This window comes from Lysinibacillus sphaericus (genome assembly GCF_001629735.1).
GTDB classification, from domain to species: domain Bacteria; phylum Bacillota; class Bacilli; order Bacillales_A; family Planococcaceae; genus Lysinibacillus; species Lysinibacillus pinottii.
In genome coordinates this window covers 4,232,221-4,252,301 of the sequence record NZ_CP015224.1, presented here as the reverse complement: position 1 = coordinate 4,252,301, position 20,081 = coordinate 4,232,221, and the positions used below count along the sequence as shown (strand labels likewise).

The window sequence follows — 20,081 nt, the reverse complement described above, 5'->3', positions numbered from 1 at the left end:
TTTTCAAAGAACAAGTTTTGAAGTATTTCATTCAGAAAGAATGAACCTTCAAAACTGAACGCAAAACGTAATCTTACAAACCCAAGGTTTGTATTCCGAAAATATCCTTAGAAAGGAGGTGATCCAGCCGCACCTTCCGATACGGCTACCTTGTTACGACTTCACCCCAATCATCTATCCCACCTTCGGCGGCTGGCTCCAAAAGGTTACCTCACCGACTTCGGGTGTTACAAACTCTCGTGGTGTGACGGGCGGTGTGTACAAGGCCCGGGAACGTATTCACCGCGGCATGCTGATCCGCGATTACTAGCGATTCCGGCTTCATGTAGGCGAGTTGCAGCCTACAATCCGAACTGAGAACGACTTTATCGGATTAGCTCCCTCTCGCGAGTTGGCAACCGTTTGTATCGTCCATTGTAGCACGTGTGTAGCCCAGGTCATAAGGGGCATGATGATTTGACGTCATCCCCACCTTCCTCCGGTTTGTCACCGGCAGTCACCTTAGAGTGCCCAACTAAATGATGGCAACTAAGATCAAGGGTTGCGCTCGTTGCGGGACTTAACCCAACATCTCACGACACGAGCTGACGACAACCATGCACCACCTGTCACCGTTGCCCCCGAAGGGGAAACCATATCTCTACAGTGGTCAACGGGATGTCAAGACCTGGTAAGGTTCTTCGCGTTGCTTCGAATTAAACCACATGCTCCACCGCTTGTGCGGGCCCCCGTCAATTCCTTTGAGTTTCAGTCTTGCGACCGTACTCCCCAGGCGGAGTGCTTAATGCGTTAGCTGCAGCACTAAGGGGCGGAAACCCCCTAACACTTAGCACTCATCGTTTACGGCGTGGACTACCAGGGTATCTAATCCTGTTTGCTCCCCACGCTTTCGCGCCTCAGTGTCAGTTACAGACCAGATAGTCGCCTTCGCCACTGGTGTTCCTCCAAATCTCTACGCATTTCACCGCTACACTTGGAATTCCACTATCCTCTTCTGCACTCAAGTCTCCCAGTTTCCAATGACCCTCCACGGTTGAGCCGTGGGCTTTCACATCAGACTTAAGAAACCACCTGCGCGCGCTTTACGCCCAATAATTCCGGACAACGCTTGCCACCTACGTATTACCGCGGCTGCTGGCACGTAGTTAGCCGTGGCTTTCTAATAAGGTACCGTCAAGGTACAGCCAGTTACTACTGTACTTGTTCTTCCCTTACAACAGAGTTTTACGAACCGAAATCCTTCTTCACTCACGCGGCGTTGCTCCATCAGGCTTTCGCCCATTGTGGAAGATTCCCTACTGCTGCCTCCCGTAGGAGTCTGGGCCGTGTCTCAGTCCCAGTGTGGCCGATCACCCTCTCAGGTCGGCTACGCATCGTCGCCTTGGTGAGCCGTTACCTCACCAACTAGCTAATGCGCCGCGGGCCCATCCTATAGCGACAGCCGAAACCGTCTTTCAATATTTCACCATGAGGTGAAACAGATTATTCGGTATTAGCCCCGGTTTCCCGGAGTTATCCCAAACTATAAGGTAGGTTGCCCACGTGTTACTCACCCGTCCGCCGCTAACGTCAAAGGAGCAAGCTCCTTCTCTGTTCGCTCGACTTGCATGTATTAGGCACGCCGCCAGCGTTCGTCCTGAGCCAGGATCAAACTCTCCATAAAAGAAATTTGATTAGCTCAAATTGTTTTGCTGGCATCATTTTGATGTCCAAAATTTTGTTTCGTTCACTAGCAAGGCTAGCAACTCAACTTTATTGATTACGTTTTGCTTGTTCAGTTTTCAAGGTTCATTTTTATTGATTGTCCTGCGACAAGAATTAATACTATCAGAATAAAATACAATAGTCAATAACTATTTTAATATTTTTTCGTAGTCGAAGTGACAGGTTCTATAATATCACATAATAACATTTTATCTGCTAACACTTTCCTTCAATTGTTTAACACTACGAATCGCTGCTCCGATTTCGTTAGGCGGTAAAGATGAAAAGGAAGAGCGGTGTACTTTAATGTCCGCTGTGATATTTGGTTATAAAGATACATTGAAAGTCGTCAAGATAGAGAACCGGCAACTTTTGTTACTGAAAGACATCCTTTTTTGCAGCCCCATCAATAAAAACACAGTTACGCTACACATCTATGAAACATTGGCGCAACCATGGAAGTAATTCAAATTTTGATGGGAGCATGATAAATGTGTAACTACTAGGAAAATATCAGAAGTACGTTTAGCTTATTTAAAATCGTTAAAATCATTGAATCGAAATTTCAAACTCAGACTTAAATAATATATAACGAAACCAGACACGTTTTTTGAACGTTCTGGTTTCTTTTAAATTAATATTTATTTATCTACATTAAAACCTTTTAATAAATCTGCAAAAGCATTATTCAAAGGCTCTGCTTCTTTCTCTTGCTGCTTCATGTACTTTTGTACACTACGTTTATCCACTTTACCTCCACCTTCTTTTTTACGGCGAGCTTCAAAAGCAGATAACTTCTCACGATAGCCACACTTACATACGAAGATTTGACCATCACCTTCGCCACGTAATTCAAGCTTTTTCTTACACTGAGGACAACGTGCATTCGTCACACGCGACACATTCTTACGGTGACCACATTCACGATCTTGGCAAACAAGGATTTTACCTTTTTTCCCGTTCACTTCAAGCATTGGCTTACCGCAATCAGGGCAAGTTTTTGTTGAAATATTATCATGCTTAAATCTCTTATCGCTATTTTTAATATCAGCTACAATTTCTTTTGTATGTTGCTTCATTTCATTAATGAAGGTTTCTTTTTTCAGTTTGCCTTTAGCGATTAATTCTAGCTTTTGCTCCCATTCGGCTGTTGTTTCAGGAGATTTTAACTCATTAGGAACTAAATCAAGTAACTGACGACCTTTAGAAGTGATATGAATATCTTTACCACGCTTTTCAATTAGGAATGAATTGAATAACTTATCAATAATATCGGCTCGTGTTGCCACCGTTCCTAATCCACCTGTCGATTTTAACGTATCAGCAAGCTGCTTATTTTGCGTGTTCATATACTTTGTAGGATTTTCCATTGCCGATAAAAGTGTAGCCTCAGTAAAACGTGCTGGAGGCTTCGTTTGCCCTGATGTTTGAGTAATTAAATTTACTTTTAATACTTGGCCTTTTTCGAGACGAGGCAATAATTGCTCCTTCACATCTTCGCTTGATTCCTCATCATCAAAGCGATTTGAGTAAACTTCTTTCCATCCGGCAGAAATTACTGTTTTCCCACGAGCAATGAATTTTTCGTTGCCAATTTGACCTTGCACGGTTAACTGTTCATATTCATAAGCTGGGAAAAGCACCGCTAAGAAACGTTTTACAACTAAATCATAAATTTTACGTTCTTTATCGGTAAAGTTTGCAAAGTTCACGTATTCTTCTGTAGGAATAATTGCATGGTGATCAGATACCTTGCTGTCATCCACAAACGATTTATTCGCTTTAATTGGTTTTGAAAGCACTTTGTTTGCTAACGTTCGATATTCTCCTATACCGCATGCTTTTAATCGTTCTGGAAGGGTGCTAACGATGTCTGAAGATAAATATCGCGAATCAGTACGAGGATAAGTAAGCACTTTATGAGACTCATATAGTTTTTGCATGATATTTAATGTTTCTTTGGCTGAGTATCCAAATATTTTATTTGCATCACGCTGTAGCTCCGTTAAATCATATAACCCTGGAGAGAAAGACTTTTTCGGCTTACGTTCAATCTCGATTACTTTTGCATCTTGTTTATCTAATGAATTAACAATAGCATCCACTTTTTCTTTACTAAAGCTACGTGAATTACCACTCGCATCTTGCCATGTTAATTTTAATTCTTTTGTTTGTGCCTCAATTCCATAAAACGTTTGTGCCTTGAAGTTCTTGATTTCATCTTCACGAGCAGCAACCATTGCTACTACAGGAGTCTGCACTCGCCCTGTATTTAGCTGAGCATTAAATTTAGTAGATAGCGCTCTACTTGAATTCAATCCCAAATACCAGTCTGCTTCACTACGAGCTACAGCAGCTTGATATAGATTGTCGTAATTCTTTCCAGGTTTTAAGTTTGCAAAACCATCTTTAATTGCCTTATCAGTAACAGATGAAATCCATAGACGCTTGATTGGTTTATTCACTTTCGCACGATCAATAATCCAACGAGCCACTAATTCCCCTTCACGTCCGGCATCTGTTGCGATGATAATTTCATTCACATCATTACGTGTAAGTTGAGATTTAACTGCATTATATTGCTTACTTGTTTGTTTAATTGTTGTTAATTTCAGACGCTCTGGTAGCATTGGTAAATCTTCTAAGTTCCACTTTTTATATTTTTCATCATAGCTCTCTGGGTCGGCTAAAGTGACTAAGTGGCCTAAAGCCCATGTAACAATATATTTATCTCCTTCAATATAACCATTCCCTTTTTTGTGACACTTCAGCACGTTTGCTATATCACGTGCAACTGAAGGTTTTTCTGCTAACACTAAACTTTTAGCCATATATAACATCCTTTCGTACTTCCTAATGTTTAATATAGCACATGCTTTATACTTAAACTTCTTTTAAGCAAATCAGAAAATTAACTGTAAATTAACAGGAATTCTCTCTTAGATGCTATACAACGCTTATTAGGGCTTCGCGGCGAAGGAGATGGTCAAATCCTTGTATGTAAATGTGGCTATCGTGAGAAGTTATCTGCTTTTGAAGCTCGCCGTAAAAAAGAAGGTGGGGGCAAGGTCGATAAACGTTCCGTACAAAAGTACTTAAAGCAACAAAATAATGAGGAATCTGTAAACAACGCACTCGCTGAAATCCTAAAAGGTTAAAGTTTGATAACTATAAAGAGCAAATTCACACTGAATGTGAATTTGCTCTTTTATTATGCATACTCAAATCCTCTCAACATATCTTGAATTAACTGAATATTCCATATATATAAAAGGAGGTTTTTAATGGAAGCAAAAAATTTTAGGCCTCGTAATGTGATTTTTATGACCATTGTTGTTGGTGTATCTGTGTTAATTGGTCAATTAATTTATGTGTTGTTTATTGATGTGCCATTCCCTTAGTAGCCTTATATCTTTAGCCGTCTGAGTAAATACTTTTCATTTTCTTTGATTTCCAAATGATTCGGTTTCCATTTTCGTGCCTCTAAGTTATGTTGATAGGCATTTTCGAATAGCCGTAACTCCCTATATAACAGACTTAGTTGTAAATGAGGTAACCATGTTGAGTAAGCTCGTTTTTGAATAGTCATTGAATCGACCGAAGCTTGTTGCAAAGCTTGTGAGTACCAGTAGATAGCCTCTTTATGTTTTGATTGCTCCATAAAAAATTGGCCCATTCGGCAACATGCTTCTGGCTTTGGTCGGTCATACAAGAAAGATTGTAAAATAGCTTGTTGAGCGTGATTATCATCCTGTAACAATCGAAAGCATTCCCCTATATGCAAACATGCTTCAATGCGATCATCTGTAGTGCCTAATTCGCTATCCAGAAATGTATTGTATTGATTAATGGCCTCTAGATAACGTTTATGCAGCTTTAATTCATTTGCATAATGAAATGAATCCCTTGCAGAAAAAGTATGTCCCTTTTGAATTAATCCTTCATAGATACATAAATTGCGATGAAGATCCTTTGTTAACGGTAAATGTGTAACAGCGATATCACTGTGAAAGAGCTGGCCAGATACCTTTAAAAATTCATGGACAGCACCCTGCCATTGAAAATGATTGGCTCTTTTTACTAGACGATACTTTCGCTCACTGCATTCCACTATTCCATCATCATCTAATACTAGGTAATGATCCATAGTGACAGCATCAACAGTTGGGTACAATGATTGCTTTAGTAGCAATAGTTTATGTTGGTTTTCCTTTGTCATAATATCGTCTGCGTCAAGCCATAGAATATAGTCTTTTGTTGCCTGTTGAAAGGAAAAATTGCGTGCTTTTGCAAAATGATCGCACCATGGAAAATCAAAAATGCGAGAGGTGTAATTTTGGACAATATCTTTTGTACGATCAGTTGAGCCTGTATCAATAATATTCATCTCATCCACTATATGCCGAACCGAATCTAAGCATCTTTCAATCGTACATTGTGCATTTTTAACAATCATACATAAACTAATCGATACCATCTTTCCCCTCCTTATCATGTAGTAATATACTATGCTAGTTCATCCCATTTTCGAAACAATTTTTCGTTATCCCCCTACTTTCTGGCTGACATTGTAAAATAAAAAAACGAACGCTGAACACGCTCGTTTTTCATTCTATAAATATTGCTCACGCCACATCAATTGTTCTTTATCGGTAAGTTGTTGTTCTAGATGGCGGTCCCATTGATTTAATAACATATTCCACACACGAACAAATAGGATATCCTGCTCCTTATCGTAAAGTATAAATTCTAAGCATGGACTATCATTAATTTGTTGGGCTTCTACTTCAACAACTCTTGCAATAATTCTTTGTGAGTTGCCCGTTTCTTCTTCATCCGCTTCTTGTAAGGCAGCTATAATCAGTGTTTCATCAAATTGCTCCTGTTGTTCAGCTTCCTTATCCACATAACGATAAAGCTCTGGTAACTCATCGTATTCATCGTTATTTACATCACTAGTCAGAAATGATTGATGGCAAGGACTAAAGTAAAGAGTAGAAGCTTCTACTTCTAGCTCCTCTTCAAAGATACCTTGTTCAAGCTGTTGCTGCCCTTTTTCTGTTAGCTTAAAAAAGCCTTCCTCATTTTTCATAAGACCAACGCGAATCATTAAAGAAATCAGGTCTTCGATAAATAACGGATCTACAAGCAATAATTCGCTCAATTCCTCCACACTTCCAAAATCAGCCTCTTGAATGCTTAGTAGCAGCATTGTCATTAAGACATCCATCGTGGAACGGCGAACCGGCTCGTAAGTTACATCCACTGTACGAATTGGAATACACCACTCAGCAGTATTGATAATTTTTATATTGCGATTTTGTTGCAGCTCACGCATTAATCGTTGCTGTAATTTTGACACTTTAAATCACCAATCCTTCATGATTACGCAAGCCCTCGTAGGATTTTACTGTATTTAATAACTTGGTATACATATCTCTTGTATCTTGATGTTTTGCACGTTTCGCAAACATTTCTGAACTTCCTACAAGCAGTAGTAACTCCCGAGCGCGGGATAGAGCAACATTTAAGCGACGGTAATCTTTTGCAAAGCCAATATCTCCACCCTTTGGCGTATTACGTACCATACTGACAAGTATCACGTCCATCTCCATTCCTTGGAACTTATCCACTGTCCCTGTTCTGAATTGTAAATGTGGTAACTGTAGTTCCTGCTGGAGGAGACGAATTATTTTCTTCACCTGCTCACCGTAGAAGCTAATGACCCCGACGCTTTTCAAGGCATCCTGTGGCATACGCCCAGCTTCTTTTGCTGCCTGCACGGCATCATTTAAGTCTAGCAATATACGACGAATTGTTTGTAATTCACCTTCATTAAAACGACTTGTACCACCCTTTACCTGCTCCTCTAAATAAGGTTTCTCGGTTGGAATATCAATCCACAATAAATGGTCATCACGTTTTACAAATTGCCCCTCTAAACCATGGTCTCTCGCAGAATCCGAGTCTGGCAAGCCACATTGCAAGCCATTTTCTTCTTTCGCATAAAATGGCGTAATACTTTGCATAATTTTTTCATGCATGCGGTATTGAAGAGCTAGCATTTGCTTATGAGTTTGAGGCAGATTATTGAATAAGCGCTCAAATAATGATTCACGAAGTAAATTTTTTAACTCCTGTGCGCCTTCAAAATTTGGATTTTCTTCTAACATCGCCTTCAATGTTTCCTCCAATGTATCGTCACCAAGTAGGGGCGGTAGCTGGTGATGATCCCCTACCAAAATAACCTTTTTCCCCTTCAGCATTGGTAATAATAATTCTGGTGGTGTTGCCTTTGAAACTTCATCAATAATGACAACATCAAAGGTTGGGTAATTTTCCATAAACTCTTTACTCGCCGAAGCTACACATGTGGTACCAATAACATTTGCATGTCGTACATATAATTTTCTAATCTCATCTAAATCATATTCGGTAGCATTTTGTAGCTTTTCTCGCCATTGCTCTTGCAATTTTTTTCGAAGTGGTAGTTGTTTTTCCTGACGCTGTAATTCTTCAATAGCTTGCTTTGAAGTTTGAATAGCCTCCCTAACCTCTTCTGCTGTGCGTTCTGGTGTCGACTGCAATAGCTTCGTGTAGATGGCTAGTTGCTTTTCTTTTTTCAATCCAGCCACATTGATCTCCTTTAACCGCTCTTCCATTTGTGATAGCAGTAGATCTACTTCCTGCAAGCTAGTTTGTACAGTTTGAAGGGAAGCTTGTTTGGGTACTAATTGAACTCTAGCCTTTTCAACTTGTTCTAGTTGCTGATTGGCTTCCTGAAGAGATTCTCGTAATTGTCCCGTAAGAATTTTTAAATATTCAACGGACTCCTCTGGTACTGCTTCTATTAGGAAGTTACCCTCTAGCTGTTGTAATCGCTCTGTATGCTGTATAAATGGCTGCAATTGCCGTTGTATGCTTTGTACATCAAAACTTGTAATTGCACACTCTTGATGTATTAAACTAACAAGATTTTTTCGAAAGGATTCGTATTCTTCGTCTTTATGCGCTTGTTGCTGCTTAAGTGCCATCCCTTTTTGCCATACAAAATCACGACGCATATAGAGTCCCAGCAAATAGCTTTCAATTTCATGAATGTCAGGTGTTTGATCGTCTTGAAATGCCTTGTTTAACTGAGCAAATACACCCGTAAGATTTTGTAAAGAAAATGATTGGACAGGCTGTAATCTACTTTTTGCCTGCGCCTGCTCCTTCACATCATCAGACACTAACGCCTCTAGCTTGGCTATGGCCTTTTGAAGACGGCTATTGATGGTAGACCATGCCTCTAAATCTTTTGCATCCTCTAGATGCTGTATTCGATTTATTTGCTGCGAAAGAACATGAGAAGGACGAATTTGATAATGCTGTAAATATCGTTGGATACGTTCATAGGAAGTCAATGTATGCACATACTTTTGCGCTTCCTTCATGATGATGAGACGATTATTTTCTATTTCATATTTTTCTTGAATATCCTGGAATTGTACAGCTAATTGCTGTTTTTGCTCCAGCAATTCTTTATATTGAGTAGCTGCTTCTAATTGCTCCACTTTTTGTGAAGTCTCTTGAATGGTAAGCTGTAGATCTTCAATTGAAGGATGGTCAGCAAGTGTCTGTTCAAGTTGCTGTATAATCGGCTCTATTTGGGCGAGCTGCTTCTCATAATGCTCTTTTTGAGCTTCATATGTCTGTTGCTCTGTTTTCGCAGTTTTTAAGTCTTTTTTTAACGCTTGAATTTCCTGCTGAAGAATTGGTTCTTCAATAGCAGCTTGCTCTTTAGCGGTCATCTCTTGCGCCAGTTCCTCAAGCCATAACTCTAATTTTTCAAGCTCAGCTTTTGCTTTAGTCAGATTGTCCTTGAACATCTGCTCACGTTCAGGAAAGACCAAAATTGCCTCTTCAATTGCTGCCAATGTTTGCTCACGCCACTGTAGAGCCACATTTTCTTCAATAAATTTTTTTCCCTCTTCCTCAATACTTTCCGTTCTACCATAGCGTAAAATCCTAATTTCTTGATTGGAAAGAAGCCGTCCTAAAGCATTATCTACTGCTAGATTTGACTGAGATGCAACAAGCGTTTTTAAACCAGCTTTCACATTTTGCTGACAAATCTCTGAAATGACAGTTGTTTTCCCTGTACCAGGTGGACCTTGAATCACATATAAATCTTCAACAGATAGAGCACCTAAAACCGCTCGTCTTTGATATTCATTTAAATGATTGTGAAATTCAATATCTTCACGAAGCTTCGATGCTCGTACAGATGGTCTTTTTTCAAATAGGATCGTCTCTAAATTAGGATTAACAGCCTCACCCTTTTCTAGCTTGGTAAAGCCATTCCGTAATCTTCTAATTTGACTTAATGTTGCAAAATTGCTGAAGCTCGCTTGTTTCGAACGAAGATTAAGCTGATCCTTACGAGCCAAATCTTGTGTAAAGGGCTTTAAATCAATTTCAACTATTTGTTTTCCAGCATGAGCCTTTAATACTTGTCCTATTTCACCGCGGACTCCTTGTATACTTACACTCAAGCCCTCCAATTGCTTCCATTCCTTATTCTTTATGTAAGGACATACGAGCGTTAAGCGTGTGAAATCTTCATTGAAATAGCTCTGCTTAAATTCACTATGAATATCGTCAATAGTTGCATCGCGCTCTTGTATTTTTAAATAACCTTCCCAGCTAGCAATACGTTTTTTTACATATTCAGTCCGTTCTTCTGCTATCGGTAGCTGTCTGATCTTCGTATGAAGCTCAAGTGGAACACCTGCTCCGTTGTTAGGCTTTGTAACAAATTGCAGTGCTGCTGCTATGCGTCGATTTGTGTTAATCGGACCTCGCATATGCACAAAACGAATATTTGTCGCCAGTAATCCTTCTAGCTTTAGCACACAGTCCATAATCACTGTTTTCTCAGGAACAATATCACTTAACTTTTCATTGTCTTCAGCATTAAAATAGATAGATAAAAATATTTCACCCACTGTTTTTGCTTTGCGTTTTTCTATGTAGACAGTAAAAGATTTTTGTAACGCAAAAAAGGCATGCTCGTTTGCTGAGCATTCCTCTACCGCTTCCTTTGCCTTATTAGTCAAAATAAGACAACAGCGTTGTTTTTCTAGTAAAGCGATGTCCTGCATGAGCAGCCCTCCTTCCAGTGTCACTAAAGTTTTATTTTATCACATACTAAAAGAATACTTACAAAGAAAAATCCCCTGCACAGTGATTTCTTACCACCATGCAAGGGTGCTATTAATGTTGATCGATTGTTTCCTTCGGCAAGTTCTTGCTCATCTCACAGTATTGAACAAATACACGCGCTAATTCACGTAAACGGCTACGAACATCTTCATCTACAATATGATTATCTGCATCAAAATGGGATGTATGTGTATACACATAGTTTGGTGTCACAAGAGCACGGAAGTAGTCTAAAATAGGCTTTAATTGATTTTCTACTACAAGGTGATGTTGATATGTGCCCCCATTTGCAACTATAGATACAGGTTTATAGCGCATTGTTTTAGGATGTAAGAAGTCAAATGCATTCTTCAAAACGCCAGGGATAGATGCTTGGAAAATTGGTGTCGCAATAATATAAGCATCCGCTTCCTCAAATTGTTGAATCATTTTTTTCATATCTTCATTTAACGGTGAGCCATCTACAATTTGATGTTTATATTCACTAAAATGCATCATTTCTAAAACGAAACTAGCATCTAATTCTTTAATATATTGTTCCACTTGCTCTAAAATAGCACCAGTTTTTCGACCAAACATTGTGCCATCAACGAGTAAAATTTTCATCTTCACTTTGCCTCCACATTCATCTTCTACAATAATATTGTATCAAATGAAAAGTGGCTCGGAAAGAACAGGAGTGAGGAAAGCTAGAAATTCAGTCTTTAGGCGGAAAGCAAGAAAAATTACTCTTTATCATATGGTCTGAAATGAACTTCCTTATCAACCACCTCATCTGGGATATTATATTTCTCGCGATCAATCACTACATCGCGATTGACCTTGTCCTCTTCATGAAGCGAATCTGCTTTTTTAATTTTATCCCAATTAAATAGCGTCTCCCTAGAAACATCTTTTTCTGACGTTTCTGGAAATTCCAATGCTGCTAATACATGGGAAGGATAAATGGTCACTGGTTGTTGTTTGCCGTGTAGCGCAATAATCATCATTGCCTTTGCTACTTGAGAGGCTTCAATGGCTCTAAATCTCTTTAGTGGTCCTATTAAAAAAGGCTTGGCTATTTTTAATACCTTTTCTCCAGCCTTTTCCCCTAAACGAAATTCATTCCGTTCTCCTACTAAGAGTGAAGGACGGATTATAGAAAGCTGCTGTAAGCCCAACTCCATTAAATCATGCTCTAGCTTTCCTTTAACTCGGCTATAGTAAAAAGGAGAACTCTCCTTAGCACCCATTGCAGTGATAACAAGAAAATGGGGAATTCCACGCTTTTTTGCCAATGAAGCAATCGCTAAAGGATATTCAAAGTCTACCCTTTCGAACACCTTTCGAGACCCTGCCTTTTTTATAGTTGTACCTAAACAGCAATATAGTTCATGCGCAAATGCTATATCTTGTTCCTCTAACCTATCAAAATCACGAATTTTCACTTCTAGCTTAGGATGCGTAAAAGTTGGTTTTCTTCTTGTAATTACTGTCACGGATACATATTCATCATTTTCACATAATTGCTCTACAAGAGAGGAGCCAGTTAATCCCGTTGCTCCAATTACAATTGCAGCACGCATACCCATGCCTCTTCCCTCCTTCCATAACCACCATCTTTGTTATGTATCGAAATAAACTCACTATATATATCGACCACATTTTTTGATGATTAAAAGCTATTTATCGTATCTAAAAGATAGCTATTTGAAAGATTCACTTAAAAAGATCATTTATCAAATCCTAAATTTTACACATACTTGCTCTTTCTTCACCATAATTTAAAGAGACAGAGGAAAGGGTGGGATACATTTGCAAAACGAAACGCAAGCAATAGTACCGAAAAAAACGATTGTTTTCATTATTGAAAGCTGTATTGATAAAGGGCTGTATCCTTTTGAGCGGGTTTCAACATTAGCTAAACTACTGACGAATGAGAAAGTTTTTATATTTGTAAAAACGCCTTCAAATGAAGGGGTTCAAATTTTAATTAATGAAGGTCTAACCCCTGTTTTATTTGATCATTTTAATGAGCTTCCTAAGCAAATGAAAGGCATTCAGCCAGATTTAATCGTCAGAGATGGCCGCAATTCTGAGGCTTGGCAAGTACAGGATTTACGACCTTTCTGCAAAACGATTCTTCACTTTGATGATTTTGGTGAAGGTGGTCAAGCCTGTGACTGTGTACTTCTAGCACTCTATCACGAGGTAAAAGATTATTTACCGTCTCATTATATTGGGGGGAGCTTTGTTTTTGCATTACCCGAAGACTATCAAAACTTTAGCGATAGACCTGAAAGCAAAACACCTGAAAATCCTCCCCATATCGTTGTAGCTTTTGAAGATGGGGACGAGCATAATTTAACCTATCGTACCCTGCGACACTTAACACAGCTCCAAATTCCACTACAAATTACAGTTATGATTGACGACAGCTACCGCCATGCGACAGACGACTTACAAATGATGGTACTAAGTCGTCGCAACACAGCCATCCTTCGTGATAAAAACGCGCTTCTCAAACTTTTACCAAAAGCAGATGTTATTATTTGCAATGCCAATTATACGCCTTATAAAATTGCCTCTTATGGTGTGCCATGCATTACGCTTGCACAATCGGAGGCAGAGCTATTACATGCTTTCCCAAGAGAACAGAATGGTTTTATTCATCTAGGGCTAGGTCGTAAAATGAAACAATCACAAATACAAAATGCTGTTATGGAGTTTCTTTTACATGAAGCACGCAGTGAACGTGCCGTAAAAAAACAACGCCAGCTCAATCTCGTTAGTAATAATGAAACACTCTTAGAGCTACTTTTAGACTTTGCTTATGATCGTCATAATATCGCTTCTACTTAGTGCTACTTCAAAGATGATTATGATACAATATATAAGAAATTTTCACTTTAGCATCTCATCTTATAAAAGTTGGGACTTAGGTAAGTTCATTTTTTTTCAGTTCCCGATTGATTTTAATGATATGCGGTGGGGGATCAATAAACCCCCATCGCTTTTTACACGCATTCGCTATACAAATACGCTTAAAAAAGGAGCAACCATCATGCCAACCAAAAATGATTTAGAATATCAAATTAAAGAATTAAAAATGGACTATATCAATTTACAAGGCGATATCGAAAAACTTGAGTCAACAGGACACAACGATCAAGTAGCACAGGCAGAGCAACGTCTTGCAAATATGGAGTCGAAGCTTGCAGAGCTGAATAAGCAACTAGCAGAACTATAAAATGGAAACTTGAAAGATAGTTGGAGGAACATATATGGCAATTTTAACAGTAGAAAATTTAGGTCATTCATTCGGAGATCGTACACTTTTTAAAGATGTATCGTTTCGTTTAGTAGAGGGTGACCATATTGGACTCGTTGGGGCAAATGGTGTAGGTAAATCAACTTTAATGGGCATTATCACTGGTCAAACAATTCATGATGAGGGAAAAGTGGAATGGCTCCCTGGTACACATTATGGTTATTTAGATCAACATACAGTACTCACAGCTGGTAGAACGATGCGCGATGTATTGCGTGACGCTTTTCTACCCTTGTATAAAAAAGAAGAGGAACTCAATGAAATTACAGGTAAGATGGCTGAAGCTACACCTGAAGAATTAGAAGTTCTATTAGAGCAAATGGCTGAAGTTCAAGATGCGTTAGATGCAGGTGACTTCTATTCACTCGATATGAAAATTGAAGAAGTTGCGCGCGGGCTTGGGCTCGATGCTATTGGCTTGGAGCGAGATGTGGCTGCCCTTTCTGGTGGTCAACGTACAAAGGTTTTACTAGCTAAGCTGTTATTAGAAAAACCAAAAGTTCTATTATTAGACGAGCCTACAAACTATCTTGATGAAGAACATATTACATGGCTAAAAAACTATTTAAAGAACTATCCATATGCCTTCCTATTAATTTCGCATGATACAGAATTTATGAACGAGACGGTGGATGTCATCTTCCAACTTGAATTTTCAAAGCTAACTCGTTATACAGCAACCTACGAAAAATTCTTAGAGCTTGCTGAAATCAATAAGCGTCAGCATATTGACGCGTATGAAAAACAACAAGAATTCATCAAGAAGCAAGAGGATTTTATTGCCAAAAATAAAGCGCGATACTCTACTACTGGCCGTGCTAAGTCTCGTGCCAAGCAGCTTGACCGATTAGAGCGAATTGATCGCCCAGAAACTGCTGTAAAGCCTGAGTTTGGTTTTAAAGAAGCACGTTCGTCAAGTCGCTATGTGGTAGAGGCTGAAAATTTGGTGATTGGTTATGATAAGGACAAACCATTACTTCCCCCACTCACTTTTGCTATTGAACGAGGAGAGAAGATTGCTTTAGTCGGCATGAATGGTGTAGGTAAATCAACATTATTAAAAACAATGCTTGGTAAAATTAATCCTTTAAATGGCAAAGTGATTCGAGGAGATTATCTTTATCCATCTTATTTCGAACAAGAGGTAAAAGCGGAAAAAATTACACCCATTGATGATGTGTGGAACGCCTTCCCTTCAATGGAGCAAGCGCAAGTTCGTGCTGCCTTAGCGAAAGCGGGCTTAAAGACTGATCACATTACACGTCCACTGAATTCATTATCGGGTGGAGAGCAAGCGAAAGTTCGTTTATGCAAATTAATGATGGAAGAGGCGAACTGGCTTCTATTTGACGAACCGACGAACCATTTAGATGTCGATGCAAAAAATGAATTAAAACGTGCGATGAAAGAATTTAAAGGCACTATTGTACTCGTAAGTCACGAACCTGATTTCTATGATGGTCTCGCTACGAAGGTCTGGAATGTCCAAGATTGGTTCACTTCAGGACAACAAGGCTAAATCTAAAAGGGTAGTCTCAAAGATGATTTGAGACTACCCTTTTCCTATTTGCCAAATTCCACAAATAATTTTAAGTTTCCATGTATAATTCTCCTCATTTAAACATACTATAATCAGTGGACTGATATTTTTTAGCTCGTCATTTCTCTCCTCTTGGACAAGCCTATGCTTCATGTAGTCCCTATTCACTTCCCTAAACTTACATCATTGTAAGCTGTGAAAATGAAACTTTTTTAGGATGATCTTCGTATATGTTAATATACCTGAAAAAAATCATGGTGTTATAGATATTTTTTTAAATAGCTATTGATTTATATATAGCTTACTAGTAAGATATATATATAAACAATTTACCTTACTGATAAGATATTTATAAAATATAATCTAAAAAAGAAAGCGAGGAATGAAGAATGACAGTTACAATTTACTCACAAGCGAGCTGTTCTTCATCCAGAAAAGCACTTAAATGGTTAAAAGATCACAATATTGAATATAAAGAAAAACGTATCACTTCTCATCCACTTACACTTGCAGAATTTAAAGAAATTTTAAGCATGACTGAAGATGGAACAGATGAAATTATCGCAACAAATTCGAATGATTTTAAAAATTTAAATATCGATATCGACCAACTTTCTATTCAGGAGCTTTTTGCTATTATTCAAGCACACCCAAGAATGTTACGTAGCCCTATTTTAATAGATGAAAAACGTATTCAAGTTGGTTACAATGAGATGGACATCCGCCGTTTTATCCCGCGTAAAGTACGTGCTTACGAATTAAATGCGATGACAAGATTGGCACAAGAAAGTTAAAACAGTTTTGGAGATGACCTTCTATGGATCAAGAAAAACAAAAAGCCATTACCTCGTTGTTTGAAGTTGTTTCATCCATTGAGCGTAAGTGGGCGAACGAGTGGAATAATCATAATGCGCTCGGCTTTTCAAAATCCCATATTTTAATTTTAGACTACTTATCGCAGGAGGGCCCTAAACGCCCTTCTGCTATTGCTGAGCGGTTAAAGGTAACGACAGGTGGCGTCACCGTTTTAACAACGAAGCTTATAAATGCTGGCTTTATTGAAAAAACACAGCACGCTACAGATCGACGAGCGTCACAGCTCGTCATAACTTCTGAAGGCGAGAGCATCTTAAAAGAATCTCGTCAACAGGTTAGTGAAATCATCAACAATATGTTTGGAATGCTCACGGCTGAAGAACTGCAAACATTACGCACTATTTTTTCAAAATGTCTATTGGATGTTGATGCCAATCGGCCAGAATAAAGAAATAAAAAGATGCATCGCAATTATTTGCGAATGCATCTTTTTTTAGATTAGTCGACTGAATACTTCCGTCTAAGTACGTATGTTGTGCGACCAATCAGCTTTCATTACGCTGGTAGCACAGATTCCACAATGGCTGTATCTGACATCAGCATTTCTTTTAATCGAGCCTTTGCACGGAATAAACGTGATTTCACAGTACCAATGGAAACTTTCATAATTGTAGAAATTTCTGCAAGTGAATATTGATCTATGTAGAAATACCATAAAGTCTTTCTATAGATGCCATCTAATTGCTCCATTTTATCTTGTACTAGTTTTGTGACAATATCCTTTTCAACCTTTTCTTCTGTTGAAATTTCATTATTGGGAACCAAATCTAATATCGGTACGTCTAATGTTTCAGGTTGGTTCATCATATATTTACTACGACGAACCTTTTTACGATAGCGATCTCTGAATGTATTCATTGTAATGGTTGTAAGCCAAGCCTTAATATGCTCTACTTCAGCTACGCTGTCTTCATAGCGTACAACCTTTACCCAAACTTCTTGCATTAAATCTTCAGCCTCTACATTATTGCGAGTTAGTTTTAAACATAAGTGATATATATAACGATTGTATTCCTCGTATACGCCTTCTAATTTTTCATTCATTGTGTATGCCTCCGCTTCTTGTTCTTGCTTCTATACACATTCTCGCAAAATAATGTATTACACTCTATCGTATTGGCTTTCAATTTCATTACAATCGTGTAAGCTTAAACACTTTTGCTTGTAATATTCGTAAAAATTGTTTTACTACTATATTACTCAGCCTGTATAACACTGCTCTATAACATTAAACTTCTATTTTCATTACTATATTCATAATAATAATTATTGGAAAATTAAAAATCTGCCACTTTAACAATGACTTGTAAAGTAAGCAGATGTATTTCATCTAGTGGGGAACCCCCTATTTTTCGCTTTGGCTAACTTAATAGTCCTAATCGAAAAGCCGAAGCAACGACCTGTGTCCGATTCTTCGCTTTGAGCTTTGTCATTAAACTACTTACATAATCTCTGACTGTATGCTCACTTAGAAATAGTAATCCCCCAATTTTTTTATTGTCATATCCCTCTGCAAGCAGACCCAAAATCATGGACTCCCTTTCTGTTAAGTGAAGTTCTGTACACTTTTCAACCTTTTCACCCTTACGTGATAAAAATAACCCCAACCGCTTCCCTACTTCTTCAAGTAACAATAATTCACTCTTCGTACAATCAAATTCTTCACCTAGCTGGTCAAATGTTAGCCATCCAAATAATTGATCCTGTTGAATAATCGGGATAAATATAATCGACGATAAATTAAATAATTGTATATGTTCTTCCTTCACATAATTTTTAGGGGTTTTCAAATATATAGGTTTTCTTGAGCCGAGTACGGTATTTTCACTGGTTAGCTCCCCTTTCATGCTTTGAACCTTTGGAAGCTCTGCACCAATAACCCCGTAAAATTGATTGGACCAAGGCACATAGGCATAAAATACACATCTTTTATAAGTAAAATACTCTTCACATTTCTTTAAAATATAGGCTAAATCCTGATAACCAGAGGAACTGATGAGCAATTTATCGAGTTTATCCAATAATTGTAGTCGCCTCAACTCCTCATTTTCAGGAGTAGTTCTACGACTATTTTTGTGATCTTCTTCGTCATTAAAGTAAAGCTGTACTAAAAATGTAAATATCGTTAGTACATACATTAGAATGGCATGCATTCGACTAATTTTTTGCTGAATCATGAAAGTAATCAATGATTTCTCTAAAATCAATTGGAATAGATGAAAGCTTCTCGTATCAATAATAGATAGCTGTGATTGAAGCCATGTCTTAAAAAAACTTCTAAAATCATCATTTAGTTCTTCGATAGTTGAATGCGTCATTAAATGTAGAAAGGAATCCAGTAGCATTGCCACTCTTTCTCTATCTGCTTCAGCAATAGAAGGGTCTAGATTGAGGTAAATATTCGTATTCTCTTCAATTTGTTTACTATGAATTTTGATAAATAACACAAATTCTTGAAGTGTCATTTGTTCAAAGGATTGAAATGAGTGCGTCATAGGAAATTCCTCTCCTCCTTACTAAAAATACCCCTATAAATGAAGGGTACTCCATCACTATATTATACAGCATCTTATAGGATAGTATTTCAAATTGAAAGGAGTAAGATGAAGCTATCGCTAAAATAAAGCGAATACATTTGAATCCTAAGGTAACCATATAACCAGAAATAATGGAAGGTGCGTGCTTGAAATGAGACTTGAAAATAAAGTAGCCGTTATTACAGGCGGAGGTACAGGCATCGGGAAAGAAACTGCACTATTATTTGCGAAAGAAGGAGCAAAAATAGTCATTACTGATATAAATGAACAATCTGGGAACGAAACAGTTAGCTGCATCCAAGCAATTGGAGGCGAAGCCTTATTTGTACGTCATGATGTTAGCAATGAAGACGATTGGAAAAAAGTTGCAGATATAACGATTCATACATTTAAAAAAATTGATATTCTTTTCAACAATGCAGGCATTTATATAATTAAACCACTTGCAGAAATTGAACTTTCAGACTGGAATCGCTTAATGGCCATCAATGTAACTGGTGTTTTCCTTGGCATGAAGCATATCATGCCGCTTATGGCCAAACAAAATAATGGCTCTGTCATTAATGCTTCTTCCATTGCAGGCTTAACAGGTGCTGCTGGACATGTTTTATATGGCGCTAGTAAAGGTGCCGTACGCATTATGACAAAAGATGCCGCAATGGAATATGCCCCATTTGGTGTCCGCGTAAACTCTATTCACCCTGGCTATATCGATACAGGAATGGCCGATTATGCATCTGCAACAACTGGAAGCTCTAAGGATGAATTAGGAAAAAACTTATTCCCATTAGGTCGTTTAGGTTCTGTAAAAGAAGTGGCTCAAACAGTACTGTTCTTAGCTTCTGATGAATCCTCTTTCTCAACCGGTGCCGAATTTGTTATTGATGGTGGAGCAACTGCAAAATAA

14 protein-coding genes, 1 rRNA gene and 1 pseudogene are annotated in these 20,081 nt (G+C 38.3%); 7 read left to right on the top strand and 9 right to left on the bottom strand.

The genetic code is table 11. The features are described 5' to 3' along the window. Positions 1-111 precede the first annotated feature (111 nt). Positions 112-1,663 (bottom strand): 16S ribosomal RNA (locus tag A2J09_RS20855). Positions 1,664-2,345: 682 nt separating this feature from the next. After that, positions 2,346-4,535, bottom strand: a complete 2,190-nt coding sequence (locus tag A2J09_RS20850; protein ID WP_036162559.1) for a DNA topoisomerase III — start codon at positions 4,533-4,535, stop codon at positions 2,346-2,348. Positions 4,536-4,664: 129 nt separating this feature from the next. Between A2J09_RS20850 and A2J09_RS24325 the strand changes: the two are divergent. Then, positions 4,665-4,862, top strand: a pseudogene (locus A2J09_RS24325) (hypothetical protein); the annotation flags it as partial. A gap of 248 nt (positions 4,863-5,110) precedes the next feature. Here A2J09_RS24325 and A2J09_RS20845 read toward each other — a convergent pair. The 5 genes from A2J09_RS20845 to A2J09_RS20825 form a co-directional block, all read right to left on the bottom strand. Next, the gene (locus A2J09_RS20845) at positions 5,111-6,181 is read right to left on the bottom strand and encodes a glycosyltransferase family 2 protein (RefSeq protein WP_036160704.1); all 1,071 of its coding nucleotides are present in this window, start codon (positions 6,179-6,181) and stop codon (positions 5,111-5,113) included. Between the two features lie 135 nt (positions 6,182-6,316). Further along, entirely contained in the window at positions 6,317-7,066 is a 750-nt protein-coding gene (locus A2J09_RS20840; RefSeq protein ID WP_012292651.1) for a hypothetical protein, read from the bottom strand. A gap of 1 nt (position 7,067) precedes the next feature. Further along, the gene (locus tag A2J09_RS20835; RefSeq protein ID WP_036160701.1) at positions 7,068-10,850 is read right to left on the bottom strand and encodes a DEAD/DEAH box helicase; all 3,783 of its coding nucleotides are present in this window, start codon (positions 10,848-10,850) and stop codon (positions 7,068-7,070) included. 112 nt (positions 10,851-10,962) lie between these two features. Continuing rightward, on the bottom strand, positions 10,963-11,517 hold the full coding sequence (locus A2J09_RS20830) for an NADPH-dependent FMN reductase (RefSeq protein ID WP_012292649.1): 555 nt from the start codon (positions 11,515-11,517) through the stop codon (positions 10,963-10,965). A 119-nt stretch (positions 11,518-11,636) separates the two neighbouring features. Continuing rightward, entirely contained in the window at positions 11,637-12,482 is an 846-nt protein-coding gene (locus A2J09_RS20825) for an oxidoreductase (protein ID WP_012292648.1), read from the bottom strand. Between the two features lie 223 nt (positions 12,483-12,705). On the opposite strand from A2J09_RS20825, the gene A2J09_RS20820 reads away from it, so the two are divergent. The 5 genes from A2J09_RS20820 to A2J09_RS20800 all read left to right on the top strand — a co-directional run bounded on the left by A2J09_RS20820 (position 12,706) and on the right by A2J09_RS20800 (position 17,025). Further along, positions 12,706-13,752 carry a PseG/SpsG family protein gene (locus A2J09_RS20820; protein ID WP_012292647.1) on the top strand — a complete coding sequence of 349 codons (1,047 nt, stop codon included), beginning with the start codon at positions 12,706-12,708 and terminating at the stop codon, positions 13,750-13,752. Between the two features lie 202 nt (positions 13,753-13,954). Continuing rightward, positions 13,955-14,140, top strand: a complete 186-nt coding sequence (locus A2J09_RS20815) for an SE1832 family protein (protein WP_008176146.1) — start codon at positions 13,955-13,957, stop codon at positions 14,138-14,140. Positions 14,141-14,174: 34 nt separating this feature from the next. After that, positions 14,175-15,740 (top strand): ABC-F family ATP-binding cassette domain-containing protein, encoded by a 1,566-nt coding sequence (locus tag A2J09_RS20810; protein WP_012292646.1) that lies wholly within the window; start codon positions 14,175-14,177, stop codon positions 15,738-15,740. 410 nt (positions 15,741-16,150) lie between these two features. Next, entirely contained in the window at positions 16,151-16,555 is a 405-nt protein-coding gene (gene spx / locus A2J09_RS20805; RefSeq protein WP_008176149.1) for a transcriptional regulator Spx, read from the top strand. A 23-nt stretch (positions 16,556-16,578) separates the two neighbouring features. Then, on the top strand, positions 16,579-17,025 hold the full coding sequence (locus A2J09_RS20800) for a MarR family winged helix-turn-helix transcriptional regulator (protein WP_012292645.1): 447 nt from the start codon (positions 16,579-16,581) through the stop codon (positions 17,023-17,025). A gap of 107 nt (positions 17,026-17,132) precedes the next feature. Here the strand turns inward: A2J09_RS20800 and A2J09_RS20795 are convergent, their stop codons facing one another. Both A2J09_RS20795 and A2J09_RS20790 read right to left on the bottom strand, forming a co-directional pair. After that, on the bottom strand, positions 17,133-17,681 hold the full coding sequence (locus A2J09_RS20795) for an RNA polymerase sigma factor (protein WP_008176154.1): 549 nt from the start codon (positions 17,679-17,681) through the stop codon (positions 17,133-17,135). Between the two features lie 317 nt (positions 17,682-17,998). Then, positions 17,999-19,132, bottom strand: a complete 1,134-nt coding sequence (locus A2J09_RS20790) for a LuxR C-terminal-related transcriptional regulator (protein WP_012292644.1) — start codon at positions 19,130-19,132, stop codon at positions 17,999-18,001. Positions 19,133-19,325: 193 nt separating this feature from the next. Between A2J09_RS20790 and A2J09_RS20785 the strand changes: the two genes are divergently transcribed. Beyond that, entirely contained in the window at positions 19,326-20,081 is a 756-nt protein-coding gene (locus tag A2J09_RS20785) for an SDR family NAD(P)-dependent oxidoreductase (RefSeq protein WP_031418392.1), read from the top strand.